Raw genomic sequence first — 15,303 nt, 5'->3', positions numbered from 1 at the left:
GTCAGCCGATCCCGTGGCCCACGCCGGCCGGGGCCAGCCCCAGCAGCCGGTCGGTCTCCTCGATCGCCGCCCGGTCGGTCGCGGCCCGCCGCTCCCACTGCGACCGCAGCTCGTCGTACTCGTGCGCCTGCGTCGACAGCAGGTCGACCACTGCCGACGGGCGGGTCGAGCCGGTGGTGCGCCGAGCCGCCAGACCCGCGTGCACGTCGAACGCCTCGCGCAGCAACGTCGCCGGGTCGACCAGCCGGTAACCCTCGGCGGCGGTGGTCGCCGCCAGCAGCTCGGGGTCGGTGTCCCGGGGTGCCCGACCGGCCGACGCCACGGCCACCACGTACCGGCCGGCGAGCACCTGGGCCCGCCGCCACGGCACGCCCTCGCGCAGGGTCAGCAGGTTGGCCAGCGCGAACCCGCCCAGGAACTCGCGCTCGCAGGCGGCCAGCATCTTCTCGGGGCGCAGGCGCAGACCGTCCACCACGGCGGTCAACAGCCGTAGCAGCGACCGGGTGGCGACGATCGCGGAGTGCAGGTGGGTGCCGGCCTCCTTGGACACCTCGACCAGATTGGCGTACGGGGTGTTGCGCTGCCCGAGCAGCGCGTCGGTGTGGAAGGCGCCCAGGTGTGCCGAACGGCCCCGGATTCGTTCCAGGATCGGGAAGTTCTTCTTCTGCGGCATGGCCGAGGAGATGCCGCTCAACTCGTCGGGCAGGTCCAGGAAGCCCAGGTCGCTGCCACCCCAGGTGATCAGGTCGGTGACGAACCGGCTGGTCTCCGCGCCGAACAGGGACAGCTCGGCGGTGACCTCCAGCACCCAGCGCCGGGACGCCACCGCGGTCAGCGCGTGCGGCTGGGCCACCCGGAAGCCGAGCAGCCGGGCCATCCGGTCCCGGTCCCACGGGAGGTCCTGACCGGCCATCGCGCCCGCGCCGAGCGGGCAGGCGTCGATCCCGTCGTACGTGCTCAGCAGCCGGCGCAGGGTGTGCAGCACGTGCCCGGAGAACGCGGCCAGGTGGAAGCCCGGCGTGATCACCTGCGCGGCCTGGAAGTGGGTGTAGCCGGGCATCGGCGTCGTGGTGTACGCGCCGGCCCGGCGGTGCAGGGCGGCCCCCAGCCCGAGCAGCGCCTGCGCCACCCCGACCACCTGCTGCCGGCCGAAGAGCAGCTGCGCGGTGGCCTGGAGATCGTTGCGGCTGCGGTCGACGTGCCAGAGCGGCAGCGGCTCGGTCAGCGCCGCCTCGACGTGCCGTTCCAGGGCGAACGCGAGATCCGACAGGTTGGCCACCGGGTCGGCGGTGAGCGCGGTCGGGCCGGCGCTGTCCAGGCCGGCCGCCACGGCTGTCGCCTGGTCGGCGGTGAGGAGCCCCATCCGCTGGTATTCCAGCGCCAGGACCTTCTCGACCGCCACGTACGACGGCAGCAGGTGCTCGACCTCGAAGTGGAACTGCGGCGCCAGCACCTCGTCGTGGAGCAGCCGGTCGGGTGGCTCGTCGATCCGCCCGGTCAGACCGGACGGCGCGCTGGTATTCACGATCGGCCTCCCCGTTGCGCCGGCCGCAGAAACATACCCAGGCCCGCAGCGACGTGACAACCCCTGTCGATATTCGCCGGTCCGCGACATACCGCGGCGAAAGCGCATCGATAGCGGACTCTGGCACGGTGGCTGGCGGCGAGGAGGTGCCGTGACGTCACTGGACGAGATGTTCGCGCGACAGGCCCACCGGACACCGTCGGCGACGGCCGTGGTGGACGACGACGGGACGCTCGACTACGCGACGCTGGACAGGCGGGTGGGCGACCTGGCAGCCGCACTACGTGACGCCGGTGTCCGTGCCGACCGACCCGTCGGGCTCATCCTGGACCGGTCGGCGCACATGGTGGCCGGCGTGCTGGCCGTGCTGCGCGCGGGCGGCGCGTACGTGCCGATCGAGCCGGAGACGCCCGCCGCCCGCCGGGAGGCGATCCTGACCGACGCCGCCGCGACCGTCTGCGTGGTGGGCCCGGCCCTGGTCGACGAGGTACGGGCAACCGGCCGGACCGCGGTGGTCCCCGACGCCACCCCCACCGGCCGCGTCCCGCTGGAACCGACGTCGCCGCACCCGGACCAGCTCTGCGCGATCTACTACACCTCCGGCTCCACCGGCCGACCCAAGGGCGTCGCCTGCACCCACGGCGGCTGGGCCAACCGGATGCGCTGGATGCAGGAGCGGCACCACCTCCAGCCCGGCGAGACCGTGTTGCAGAAGACCACGCTGACCTTCGACGACGCGGCGGTCGAGCTGCTCTGGCCGCTGCTCGTCGGCGGTCGGGTCGCCATGCTCGCCCCGGGCGCGCACCGCGACCCGCGGGCCATCATCGACGCGGCGATCCGGCACGAGGTCGTGCACCTCCAGTTCGTGCCGAGCGTGTTCGACCTCTTCCTGGAGACGCTCACCGACGCCGACGTGGCCGGGCTGAGCCGCCTGCGCAGTGTCCTGTGCAGCGGCGAGGCGCTGCGTCCGGAGCTGGTACGACGGTTCTTCGCGCGGTTCTCCGACGGCGTCTCGCTCGACAACACCTGGGGTGCCACCGAGGTGTCGATCGACTCGACGTACCACATCTGCCGGCCGGCCGACGGCCGCGCGGACGGCGCGAGCGTGCCCGTCGGCCAGCCCATGACCGGCAACCGGGTCACCGTGCGCGACGCCCGGCACCAGCCGGTCCGCGCCGGCGACGTCGGCGAGCTGTGCATCGGCGGGGTCGGCCTGGCCCGCGGCTACCAGGGTGACCCACGGCGCACCGCCGCGGCCTTCGTGCCCGACCCGGACGGCTTCGGCGCGCGGATGTACCGCACCGGCGACCGCGGGGCACAACGTCCGGACGGGACGCTGACGTTCGTCGACCGGGTCGACCACCAGGTCAAGATCAGAGGTGTACGGATCGAGCTGGGCGAGGTGGAGACGGCGCTGCGCGGCCATCCGGAGGTCGCCGACGCGGTGGTGCTCGCACTCGGCACCGGCACGAAACACCTCGCCGCCTACCTGGTGCCCCGACGGGCCGACGGCCTCTCGGTGGACGACGTGCGCGCCCACCTGCGGACGGTGCTGACCAGCTACGCCGTGCCCACCCACCTCACCGTGCTCGACCGGCTGCCGCTGCGCCCCAACGGCAAGGTCGACCGGGCCGCGCTGGCGGCACTGCCAGCGCCCGGTGGTGACGAGGGCGCGTTGCTGGCGCCCCGGACGGTCACCGAGGAGACCGTCGCGGAGATCTGGTGCGCGGTGCTCGGCGTCGACCGGATCGGCGTCGACACGGACTTCTTCGCCGCCGGTGGGCACTCGCTGCTCGCCGTGCGCGTCCTCAGCCGGTTGCGCCAGGCCTTCGGCCTGGACATCCCGCTGCGGCTGATCTTCGACCACCCGACGATCGCGGCGTCCGCGGCCGAGCTGGAACGGCTCGTGCTGGCGGACCTGGAGGGAGCAGCGCGGTGACGAGCGACATCGACGAGCTGTCGTACAGCATCGTGGTCAACCACGAGGAGCAGTACTCGATCTGGCCGGCCGAACGGCCGGTGCCGGCGGGTTGGCGGGCCGAGGGCACCACCGGCAGCCGCGAGGAGTGCCTCGACCACGTCGAGCGGGTCTGGGTGGACATGCGCCCGGCGAGCCTGCGCCGGCACCTGGACGGCTCGCCGGACGACGTGGCCTGACGTGTCGAGCACGGCGGAGCTGCTGGCCCAACGGCTACGCGCGGCCCGCGAGGCGAGCCGGGCCGCGCCGTCGCCCGCCCTGCCCCGCTGCCCCGACGACCAGCTCGTCACCTCGCCCGCCCAGGAGTCGGTGTGGCTGGCCGACCGGTTCCTCGACGGCGCACCGGACTACAACGTGGCCGAGGTGCTGCGGGTCCACGGCCCGCTCGACGCCGCCGCGCTGCGGCTCGCGTTCGGCATCGTGATGGAGCGCCACGAGGTGCTGCGCACCAGCTACCCGGAGGTTGCCGGTCGGCCCCGGCCGGTGCCGCACGAGCTGGGCGAGATGCCGGTCGCCGTCCGCACGGTCGAGGACCCGTTGGCCCGAGCCCGGGAACTGGTCCGGCAGCCCTTCGACCTCGCGACGGGCCTGCCACTGCGCGCCGAGTTGCTGACCGCCGACGAGACCGAGTGGTACGTCGTGCTGGTGGTCCACCACATCGCGGTCGACGGCTGGTCGATGGCGCTGCTCTGGGCGGAGCTGGCCGCCGCGTACCGGGCTCTGTTGGCGGGTGTCGTGCCGGCCCTGCCGGAGCTGCCCGTGCGGTACGTCGACCACGCGTACCACCAACGCGAACAGCTGCGCGGCGGACGACTGGCCCGGCAGCTCGACTACTGGCGTCAGCGGCTGGCCGGGTTGTCGCCGTTGGAGCTGCCGGCCGACCATCCCCGACCGCCGGTGTTCACGGGCCGGGGCGACCGGTACGACTTCGCGGTGCCCGACGCGCTCGCCGACGGTGTCCGCGAGCTGGCCACCCGCCACGGTGTCACGCTGTTCCACACGCTGCTGGCCGGTTTCACCGCCGTGCTGCACCGGTTCAGCGGTCGTACCGACCTCGCGGTGGGCACCCTTTTCGCCGACCGGGAGCACCCCGAGCTGGAGTCGGTCGTCGGGTTTTTCGGCACCACCGTGGTGATCCGCAACCGGGTGCGCCCGGACCGGCCGTTCACGTCCCTGCTGCACGACGTCCGCGACGCCGTCGTCGACGCCCACGAGCACCGGGACGTGCCCTTCGAGCGGCTGGTCGAGGAGCTGCGCCCGGCCCGGGACCTGTCCCGCAATCCGCTGTTCCAGGCCATGTTCACCGTGCAGGACGAGGAGACCGCCCCGTTCGAGCTGCCCGGCTGCGTGGTCGAGCCGGTACCGGTCGGCACCGGCACGGTCAAGTTCGACGTCGAGCTGGTGCTGACCCGCCGCGACGGCCGGCTCGCCGGTTTCGTCGAGTACGCCACCGACGTGTTCGAGCCGGCCACCGTGACGCGTCTGGTCGACAGCTACCTGTGCCTGCTCGCCGACGCGGTGGCCCACCCGGGCAGCCCCGTCGCCGCACTCACGGTGTTGCCGTCCGCCGAGCACGCCCGGATCGTCGGCGAGTGGAACGACACCGCCGCCGCGTACCCGTACGACGAGCTGCTCTCCGACCTGATCGGCGAGCAGGCCCGACGAACTCCGGACGCGGTCGCCGTCCGCTGCGACGACGCCGCGCTGACCTACGGCGAGCTGGAGCGCCGCGCCAACCGCCTGGCGCACCTGCTCGTCGACCACGGCGTCGGGCCCGACGTCACGGTGGGCGTCTGCCTGGACCGCACGCCCGAGCTGGTGGTCACGCTGGTCGCCGTCCTCAAGGCCGGCGGCGCGTACGTGCCGGTCGATCCGGACCATCCGGCCGACCGGGTCCGGCACGTCCTCACCGACAGCTCAGCCCGGCTGCTGGTGACCACCGGCGACGTGTGGGACCGCCTCGGCACCCCGCCCGGCCCGCGGCTGCTGCGCCTGGACCGGGCGGACGACCGGCTCGCCGGGCTGCCCGACACACCACCGGCCACCGCCACGACCGCCGACGACCTGGCCTACCTGATCTACACGTCGGGCTCCACCGGGCGGCCCAAGGGCGTGATGGTGCCGCACCGGGCCATCGTCAACCTGACGGTGGCGTTCGTGCGGCTCTTCGAGGTCACCGAGGCCGACGTGGTCGCCGCCGTCGCCTCGCACGCCTTCGACCTGTCGCTGCCGGAACTGCTCAGTCCGCTCACCGTCGGCGCTACGGTGCTGCTCGCGTCGCGCCGGACGGTCACCGACGGCGTGGCGCTCGGCGCGCTGCTGGCCGACGGCGGGGCCACCGTCATGCAGACCACTGCGACGATGTGGCGGATGCTCGTCGACGCCGGCTGGACCGGCGGGGACCTGCGCGCTGGCGCGTCCGGCGAAACGGTGCCGAGCGCGCTGGCCGCCGCGATGCTCGGCCGGGTGTCCCGGTTCTGGTGCCTGTACGGGCCGACCGAGACGACGGTGTGGTGCACGGCGTACGAGGTGCACGCCGTACGACCGGACCGACCGATGCCGATCGGTCGGCCACTGCCCAACAACACGGTGTACGTGCTGGACCCGGCCCTGCGTCCGGTCCCGGTCGGAGTCATCGGCGAGGTGTACGTCGGCGGGGTGGGGGTCGGTCGCGGGTACGCCGGGCAACCCCGGCTGACCGCCGAGCGGTACCTACCGGACCCGTTCGGCTCCGGCGGCCGGCTCTACCGCAGCGGCGACCTGGCCCGACTGCGCCCGGACGGGACGATCGAGTTCGTCGGGCGGGCGGACACGCAGGTCAAGGTGCGCGGCAACCGGATCGAGCTGGGCGAGGTGGAGGCCGCGCTGTCCGCCCACCCGGCGGTGGCCGGCGCGGCGGTGACCACCTGGGGCGAGGACGCCGACCGGCAGCTCGTCGGGTACGTGGTGTGGCGCGCCGCGCCGCTGGAGGTGGCGACACTGCGGGCGTACCTGCGCGGCACCCTGCCCGACGCGTTCGTGCCCAGCCTGCTGGTCGAGCTGCTGGAGCTGCCGCTCAGCCCCAACTGCAAGGTGGACCGTGCCGCCCTGCCCCCACCGGACGTACGCCCGGCGGGGCCCGGGCACCTCGCGCCACGGACCGACCTGGAACGTCTCGTGGTGGACACCTGGACGGCGGTGCTCGGCCGGGACGGGATCGGCGTACGCGACGACTTCTTCCAGCTCGGCGGGCATTCGCTGCGGGCGTTGCAGGTGGCGTCCCGGCTCCGTGCGGCGACCGGCGTGGACGTGTCCCTGCGGACCCTGTTCGCCCACCCGACCCCGGCCGACCTGGCCGCCGCGCTGACTGCCGGGGGCACCACGCTCAGCGGCGATCAGGCCGGGGCCACCGCGGCCACCGCCGACCGTCCGCCGCTGACCGTCCGGCCGGCCGGGGCGGTCGCCCCGCTGTCGTACGCGCAGCGCCGGCTGTGGTTCCTCGACCGCCTCAACCCCGGCGACGGCAGCTATCTGGTGCCGAGTGTGCTGCGCCTGCGCGGACCGCTGTCGACGTCGGCGCTGGCCGGAGCGCTGCACACGGTGCTGGCCCGGCACGACGCGGTGAACGCCCGGTTCGTCGCGGACGGCGTGGGTGACCGGCAGGTCCCCGGCCCGCCGTGCGAGGTGGTCCGCACCGACCTGCCCGGCGTCGAGGACTCCACCGTGTTCCGGCTCGCCAGCGAGGACGCCACCCGACCGTTCGACCTGGCGAGCGGCCCGCAGGCCCGTGCGCGGATCGTGCGGGTCGCCGACGACGACCACACGGTGGTGCTGGTGCTGCACCACGCGGCGGTGGACGGCTGGTCGCTCGGTGTGCTGTGGCGGGAGGTCGGCACGGCGTACGCGGCCCTCGTCGCCGGCCGGACGCCGGAGCTGCCGGAGCTGCCGCTGACGTACGCCGACCACGCCTACTGGCAGCAGCAGCGCGGCCCGGCGGCGTTCGCCGACCAGCTCGAGCACTGGCGGGTCCGACTCGCCGACCTGCCGCGATGCTCCCTGCCCACCGACCGGCCCCGGTCCGCCACCTGGTCGGGGCGGGGTGACCGGGTGGACTTCGCGCTCTCCGGCGAGACCGCGCGGGCGGTACGGGAGCTGGCCCGGCGCTGCGGCGCGACGACCTTCATGGCGCTGCTCGCCGCTTTCCAGGTCGTGCTCGCCCGCTTCACCGGGCAGGACGACGTGGTGGTGGGCACGCCGGTGGCCGGCCGGGACGACGCCGAACTGGAGCCGGTGGTCGGCTGCTTCGTGAACACCCTGGTGCTGCGCGGCGACGTCGGCGGTGACCCGACCTTCGCCGGGCTGCTGGATCGGGTGCGCCTCGCCGCCGCCACCGACTTCTCCCACCGCGACGTGCCGTTCGAGCGGCTGGTCGAGGAGCTTCGGGTCGCCCGGGACCCGTCGCGCAACCCACTGTTCCAGGTGGGCTTTCGTCCGGAGGAGCGCGGCGGTGCGGCGCTGCGGCTGCCCGGGGTCACCGTGGACACGATGGACCTCGGCCCGGGCGGCGCGAAGTACGACCTGAACGTGTCGGTGCTCGACACCCCGGAGGGGCTGCGCGGCACCGTGGAGTACGCCACCGACCTGTACGACGCGGCGACCGTCGAGGCGTTCGCCGCCGCGTACGCGCGGACGGTCGAGGCGGTGGTGGCCGAGCCGGACCGGCGACTGTCCGAACTGGGCCCGACGGCCGACGAGTGGCGACTCCTCGCCCAGTGGAGCGGGATCGGCGAACCGGCGCCGGAGCGGCCGTCGCTGCCGGAACTGGTGGCGCGGCAGGCGGCGCGCACCCCGGACGCCGTCGCGGTGTGCCTGGCCGCGCCCCCCGACGACGCGCCCACCACGGCGCGGGAGCTGACCTACGCCGAGCTGGACGGGCGGGCCAACCGGCTGGCCCACTGGCTGCGTCGACGCGGCGTCGGCCCGGACGTCGTGGTCGGCGTGGCGCTGCCCCGCTCGATCGACCTCGTGGTGGCGCTGCTCGGGGTGCTGCGCTCGGGTGGCGCGTACGTCGCGCTGGATCCGACCGCCCCATCCGGGCGGCTCACCCACCTCGTGGCGGACAGCGCGCCCCGGCTGATCCTGACCTGCCGCGACGCGCTGGCCCGACGCGGGCCGGCCGCCGCCACCGAGGGCGTACCGGTCCACCTCCTGGACGAGGAGTGGCCTGCCGTGCTCGCCGAACCGGCCACCGATCCTCAGCACGCGCCGCACCCCGACGACCGGGCCGCGATCTACTACACCTCCGGGTCGACAGGGGCGCCGAAGGGCGTACCGACCCCGCACCGGGGCATCGCGAACTTCCTGGCGTACCTGAGCGGGCCGATCGGGTTGACCGACCGGGAGGTGGTGCTGCAACTGGCGGCGATCTCGTTCGACGCGTCCATCCGGGACATCTTCGGTCCGCTGGTGGTCGGCGGGCGGGTGGTGCTGCCGCCGGACAGCGCGGCTCGCGACCCGTACGCCCTGCTGGCCGCGATCGAGCGGCACCGGGTGACTGCGCTGTTGACGCTGGTGCCGCCGATGCTGACCGCGCTGGCCACCGCCGCCGCCGGCAGGCCGGATGCGGCGGGATCGGTGCGTCTCGGCCTGGTCAGCGGCGAGGCGCTGGGCGTCCAGCACGTCCGCGCCGCCCGGCAGCTCTCCCCGAGCATCGCGCTCGTCAACCAGTACGGCCCGACCGAGGCCACGATGATCTCGACGTACCACGAGGTGGGTGACGAGGCCGGCGCGGTGCCGATCGGACGGCCCATTCCGTACGTGCGCTGCTATGTCCTCGGTCCGCGCGGTGAGCTGCTGCCTCCGGGCGCGCTGGGCGAGCTGTACCTGGGCTCGCCGGGGCTGGCCCGGGGCTACCAGCGGGCCCCCGGGTTGACCGCGCAGCGCTTCGTCCCAGACCCGGTCGGGCCGCCCGGTGGCCGGCTGTTCCGCACCGGCGACCTGGTCCGCTGGCGTTCCGACGGCCGGCTGGTCTTCCACGGCCGTCGCGACCAGCAGGTGAAGATCCGCGGCGTGCGCGTGGAGCTGGGCGAGGTCGAGGCCGCGCTGGCCGCCTGCCCGGGTGTCCACGCCGCGGCGGCGGCCGTACACGACGGGGAGCTGGCCGGCTACGTCGTGGCCGGCCCCGACGTCGACCTGGGCGGGTTGCGCGACCAGCTCGCCGACACGCTGCCCGAGCAGTCGGTGCCGGCCCGCCTGACCGCGCTGGACGCGCTGCCGCTGACCCCGCACGGCAAGCTGGACCGCTCCCGGCTCCCGGCACCGGCTCCGGTGGCCCGCGCCGACGCGCTGCCCCCACGCGACATCCTGGAGCTGGCCCTGGTGCGGATCTGGGAACGGGTCCTGGGTCACGGCCCGATCGGCGTACGCGACGACTTCTTCGCCGTCGGCGGCCACTCGCTGCGGGCGGTGGACCTCGTCGAGGCGATCCGCGGCGAGTTGGACGTCGCCGTGCCGCTCAGCGTGGTCTTCACCCACCCCACCGTGGAACGGCTCGCCGCGGTGCTGGGCAGCGCATCGGCCACCACCGACCGGTTGCTCGTCACGCTGGCCGACGGGCCGACCACGCAGCCGCCGCTGTTCCTGGTCCATCCGCAGGGCGGCGACGTGGCCTGTTACGCGCAGCTCGCCCGGGATCTGGCCGGCGTGTGCGCGGTGCAGGGCATCGAGGCGGTCGGCTACAACACCGACGATCAGCCGTTGGTGGCCATCGAGGAGATGGCCCGGCGGTACGTCGACGAGATGCGGGCGGCGGTGCCGGATGGGCCGTACCGACTGGCCGGTTGGTCCTTCGGCGGCAACGTGGCCTTCGAGATGGCGTCCCTTCTGGAGGCGGCCGGCGAGCGTGTCGACTTCCTCGGTGTCCTGGACGCGCGGGCGTTCGGGCGGGAGGAGTTGGAGCCCTGGTTCACCGGGCGCAGCGAGCTGGAACGCTACGGGTTGATCGCCGAACTGGACCCGGCGCAGGTCGCCGAGCTGGCCGCCGCCGAGGAGCAGGAGGCGCTGGCCATCCTGCTGCGCGACGCGCAGAGGCGGGGTCGGGTGCCGCGCGGCGCGGACACCGCCACGCTGCGCCGGATGGTGGCGGTGTTCACCGCGAACGGCCGGGCCGCCGACCGGTACGCGCCCCGCGCGCCGATCCGCGCCCCGATCCACCTGTTCACGGCCACCGAGAGGCATCCCACGCTGACGAACCCACCGGTCAACCCGGCGAGCTGGCGGACGCGCACCCGTGGGCCGGTCTACGTGGTGCCGGTGCCGGGAAACCACCACGACCTGGTGTACGCGCCACACGCGGCCGTGCTGGCGGCCCGGATCTCCGACGTGTTGCGGGAGCGGGGTTGGACATCCGCCGTCTAGGCGTGGTGGGAGGGGTCGGCCCGCTGGCCGTCGCTTACTTCTACCAGCGCCTCATCCAGCTCACCCCGGCCGTGGAGGACGACGAGCACCTGGAGGTGGTGCTCGTCGCGGAGCGGGTGCCGAGCCGCATCGCGTACCTGCGCGGTGTCGGGCCCAGCCCGGTGCCGGCGCTGCTGCGGGCGGCCAAGCACCTGGAGGCCGCCGGAGTGGACGCGGTGGTCATCCCGTCGGCGACCACGCACGCCTTCCGGGACGACGTGGCCCGGGCGGTGGCCGTACCGGTGCTGGACCTGCTGGCCGAGGTGGGCGCGGCACTGGCCGGGCGGGGACTGCGCCGGCCGGTCTTCCTGGCCACCGCACCGACCGCCCGGCTACGGCTGTACGAGCCGCACCTGACCACCGGGACCCGGCCGCTGTACCCGACGGCAGCGGCGCAGCGCCGCCTCGACGGGTTGATCGACGGGGTGAAGCGGGGTGCGCCGGTCGAGACGCTGCGCGCCGGCCTGGCCGATCTGATCGCGGCCGGGCCGTGGCCGGGCGACGCCGACTGCGTGGTCCTGGCCTGCACGGAGCTGCCGGTGATCGCGCCGCTCGGCGGGGCCGGGCCGCTGCCGCTGGTCGACGTGACCGAGGTGCTTGCCGACGCGGTGCTGGCCCGCCACCCGACACCCGCCCGTCTGACAAGTCCCTGACGGGCGCGAACGCGTCGGGTTGTCGTGCACCAGCGCCCGGGCGGGACCGGCGGCCGAACGGACCTCAGGCGGACTCGGCGGGGGCGTGTCCGGTCGGCTCGTCGCTCGCCAGCCGTTCGGCCGCGTAGAGCCGCGCCAGGCCGGACAGCCGGTACCGGGTCGGGCCGACCCCGACCTCGACCAGCTGCGCGTCAACCAGCTCCTCCAGGGCGTCCTCGACATCCGCCTCCCGAGCGCCCGGCAGCCAGGTGGTGAGCGGGGTCGGCAGGTCCGCGTCGGGCAGCGCGCCCAGTGACCGGAACAGCAGCCGCGCGGCCGGAGCGAGCGCCGCGTAGCTGGTGGCCAGCCGGGTCCGGACGTCCAACCCGCCGAAGCTCAGCTCGTCGAGGCGGCGGCTCGGATGACGCAGCCGGCCAGCGAGCTGCGCCACCGTCCAGTGCGGGCGGGCGGCGAGTCGGGCGGCGGCGATCCGCAGCGCCAACGGCAGGTTGTCACACAGCCCGGCCAGCGTCGCCGACCCGGCCGGGTCGGCGGTCAGCCGGGGCAAGCCCAGCGCGGAGGCCAGCAGCCGCACCGAGTCCTCGACGCCGAGCGGGTCCAGGTGCACCGACCGGGCGCCGGTCAGGCCGGTGAGCCGTCGTCGGCTGGTGACGAGCACACCGGCGCCGCCGGTGCCCGGCAGCAGGGGCAGAACCTGCCGCTCGTGGGTCACGTCGTCCAGCACGACGAGCACCCGCCGTCCGGCGATCCGGTTCCGGTACAGCTCGGCACGTTCGTCGAGGCCGGCCGGCACGGTGGCGCCCGGCAGGCCGAGCGCGCGCAGGAACCGCGCCAGGGCGGCCTCCGGCGGCACCGGACGACCGTCGGCGTCGAGCAGCCGCAGGTACAGCTGACCATCCGGGTACGCCGGCGCGAGCGCGTGCGCGGCGCGGACCGCGACCGTCGACTTCCCGACGCCGACCGGGCCGGAGATCGCCACCACCGGCACCGACGTGCCGCCGCCGTCGCCCAGCGCCGCACAGACCACCCCCAGGGGCTCGTCCCGCCCGATGAGTTCGGCGGGGTCGGCGGGGAGCAGCCGGGGCACCGCCGGCGGCGTGGGCGCGTCGTCGGCCGGTTCGTCGGCCCGGCCGTCGGTGAGGATGGCCCGCTCCAGGCGACGCAGCTCGCCGCCGGGCTCCAATCCCAGCTCGTCGAGGAACGTCCGCCGGGCCGACCGGTACGCGGCCAGCGCCTCGGCCTGCCGACCCGCGCCGGAGAGCGCCCGCATGTGCTGCGCGTGCAGCCGTTCCCGCAGCGGATGGGCAGCGAGAAGTTCCCGCAGCTCACCGACCACGTGCTGATGCCGCCCACGGTGCAACTCGACGTCGAGCCAGTCCTCGGTGACGGCGAGCCGCCGCTCGTCGAGCCGGGTCGCGGCGGCTCGCACCGCCGGGCTCTCCACGCCGGCCAGCGCAGACCCACGCCACAGCGCGAGGGCCGCGCTGAAAGCTTCCGCGGCGTCGTCGAGCCGCGACCCGGCCAGCGCCTGCTGCCCGGCCAGCACCAGCCGGTCGAAGTAGTGCAGGTCCATCTCGCCGTCGGTCACCTCGATCAGGTAGCCGGGCGGGCGGGTGACGATCCGGTCCGGCAGGCCGAGCCGGGTGAGCGTCTTGCGCAGCGCCGACACGCAGATCTGCACCTGACCACGGGCGGTGCTCGGCGGGGCGTCGTCCCACAGCGCGTCGGCGAGCTGCGCGGTGGAGACCACGCAGTTCGCGTCGAGCAGCAGCGTGCCGAGCACCACCCGCTGGCGTGCCGCGGTGACCGTCAGAGTGTGCCCGGCGCCGGAGATCTCGAGGGGTCCGAGGATCCGGAAGCGCACCGGTCAGCTCCGCGCCGACGCCGCGATCTCCAGGCGCTGGCGCAGCGGATGCCGCAGCGGCTTGCCGAGCGCGTTCTTGGGCAGGATGCGGACGAACTGGAGCCGGTCCGGCCAGAGCACCCGTGCGACGCCCTCGGCTTCCAGGTAGTCGTGCAGGCCGGCGAGCGTCGGGGTGTCGCCACCCCCGGGGATCACCACGGCGCAGACCAGGTCCGCCCCGGGTACGGCCGGGTCCGGGTAGCCGACCAGGACGGCCTCCACCACGTGCGGGTGCCGCTGCAACACCGCCTCGATGTCGAGTGTGGACACGCGCAGACTGTTCGCTCGCGTGATGAGGTCGACCCGTCGCCCGGTGATCCGGATGCCGCCCCGGCCGTCGTCGCGGGCCAGGTCGCCGGTGTCGAACCAGCCGTCGTCGTCGAGCAGCGACTCGTACAGCTCGCGTTGGTTGAGGTAACCCAGGCACTGGGAGGCGCCCCGGGCGTACAGCCGGCCGGCCTCCTCGCCGGGGTCGGTGTCGATCCGCACCTGCATCCACGGCACCGGACGGCCGTCGCTGTGCGCCGCCCAGTCGTCCGGGTCGTCCAGCCGCGTCACGGTCACCGCGCCGTTCTCGGTCATCCCCCACAGCGCCCGCATCGGCACCCCGAACGCCTCCCGCACGTCGGCGATGAGCTGCGGCGCGATGGGCGCCGAACCGGAGACGATCTGGCGCAGGGTCGGCGTCGGCACGGGCGCTCGCCGTTGGGCGGCGAGCATGCCGATGACGAAGCCGGGCGCGGCGTACACGAAGGTGCCGCCGTGCCGGGCGATCAGCGCGACCAGCAACGCCATGTCGTCGCCGGAGTCCATCACCACAGCGGTGCAGCCCAGATGGACGGGGAGATAGACCGCGTGCGTGACGCCGGCCATGTGGGTGAGCACACTGGGCAGCAGCACCACCTCGTCCGGGGCGAGGCCGAGTGGCTCCGCCGACGCGCGGACACACGCGTACATGGTGTTCTGGCTGTGCACGACGCCCTTCATCGGCCCGGTGGTGCCCGAGGTGTGCAGCACCAGGGCCGGCTCGTCGGGGCCGAGGGCGTCCGTCCCGTCGTCCGGGAGGCGTTCCTCCCACGGGGTGTCGACGAACACCTGCTGGAAGTTGATCGCGCCGACCCGGGCGGCGTCGCCGATCACCACCCGGTGCTCCAGCGTCGGCACGTCCAGCTCGGTGAGTCGGGTGGCGTAGTCGGTGCCGGCGAAGGTGTCCAGGGTGATGCAGACCCGGGCCCCGGTCGACTCCAGGACCTGGCGCAACTCACGGGTGCTCAACATCGGAAAGCCCGGCGAGCTGACCGCCCCGATCTGGTTGCAGGCCAGGTAGAGCGGCGTGAGCACCCACCGGTTCGGCAGGTAGATCATCACCACGTCGCCCCGACCCACCCCGAGTGACCGCAGCGCGCCGGCGAACCGGGCGACCATGGTGGCCAGCTCCGCGTACGTCAGCGTGCGCGCGTGCTCGCCACCCTCGTACGTGCTGATCGCCGGATGGTCCGGGCGGTCGCGCGCAGCCACGGCGAGGTCGTCGAGGAACGTCTCCGACCGCCACCAACCCGCCGCGACGTACTCCTCGGCCTGCCGCTTGTCGACAGGTGCCAATGAATCCCACATGTTCGGTCGCCTCCCGGCCATGCCCCGTCACGTCCACATGAGATGTGTCTGCGGGCGAAGCTACCACCCGGAACCGCCGCTGTCGCGTCCACGAAAATCGCGGTTACACACAGCAAACCCGCAGCTAGCGACCACCATCCAGTGACCTTGACAAATGATCAGACATGGACGACTCTCACCAGAGTCATAGATGCCT

General features: G+C 74.2%; 7 protein-coding genes. 4 read left to right on the top strand and 3 right to left on the bottom strand.

The window, feature by feature from the left end:
* Position 1: 1 nt before the first annotated feature.
* Positions 2-1,525, bottom strand: a complete 1,524-nt coding sequence (locus ACGFH9_RS10690) for an argininosuccinate lyase (RefSeq protein WP_393217321.1) — start codon at positions 1,523-1,525, stop codon at positions 2-4.
* 151 nt (positions 1,526-1,676) lie between these two features.
* Here ACGFH9_RS10690 and ACGFH9_RS10685 point away from each other — a divergent pair, with 151 nt between their 5' ends.
* Genes ACGFH9_RS10685 through ACGFH9_RS10670 form a run of 4 tightly spaced genes read left to right on the top strand, consistent with a single transcriptional unit; the run spans position 1,677 to position 11,590 of the window.
* Positions 1,677-3,464, top strand: a complete 1,788-nt coding sequence (locus tag ACGFH9_RS10685) for an amino acid adenylation domain-containing protein (protein WP_393217320.1) — start codon at positions 1,677-1,679, stop codon at positions 3,462-3,464.
* Positions 3,461-3,682: an MbtH family protein gene (locus tag ACGFH9_RS10680; protein WP_393217319.1), complete on the top strand. Its 222-nt coding sequence runs from the start codon at positions 3,461-3,463 to the stop codon at positions 3,680-3,682. The genes ACGFH9_RS10685 and ACGFH9_RS10680 overlap by 4 nt, the downstream gene beginning before the upstream one ends.
* A 1-nt stretch (position 3,683) precedes the next feature.
* Complete coding sequence (locus tag ACGFH9_RS10675; protein ID WP_393217318.1) at positions 3,684-10,898, top strand: amino acid adenylation domain-containing protein; 7,215 nt, start codon at positions 3,684-3,686, stop codon at positions 10,896-10,898.
* 2 nt (positions 10,899-10,900) lie between these two features.
* Positions 10,901-11,590 carry an aspartate/glutamate racemase family protein gene (locus tag ACGFH9_RS10670; RefSeq protein ID WP_393217317.1) on the top strand — a complete coding sequence of 230 codons (690 nt, stop codon included), beginning with the start codon at positions 10,901-10,903 and terminating at the stop codon, positions 11,588-11,590.
* Between the two features lie 64 nt (positions 11,591-11,654).
* Here the strand turns inward: ACGFH9_RS10670 and ACGFH9_RS10665 are convergent, their stop codons facing one another.
* Positions 11,655-13,454: a BTAD domain-containing putative transcriptional regulator gene (locus ACGFH9_RS10665; RefSeq protein ID WP_393217316.1), complete on the bottom strand. Its 1,800-nt coding sequence runs from the start codon at positions 13,452-13,454 to the stop codon at positions 11,655-11,657.
* A gap of 3 nt (positions 13,455-13,457) precedes the next feature.
* On the bottom strand, positions 13,458-15,107 hold the full coding sequence (locus ACGFH9_RS10660) for an AMP-binding protein (RefSeq protein ID WP_393217315.1): 1,650 nt from the start codon (positions 15,105-15,107) through the stop codon (positions 13,458-13,460).
* Positions 15,108-15,303: the final 196 nt, after the last annotated feature.

This window comes from Micromonospora sp. NPDC049102 (assembly GCF_043197485.1).
In the GTDB taxonomy this organism is placed as follows: domain Bacteria; phylum Actinomycetota; class Actinomycetes; order Mycobacteriales; family Micromonosporaceae; genus Micromonospora.
The sequence above is the reverse complement of the archived record's forward strand: the minus strand, read 5'-3'. Positions and strand labels throughout refer to the sequence as shown.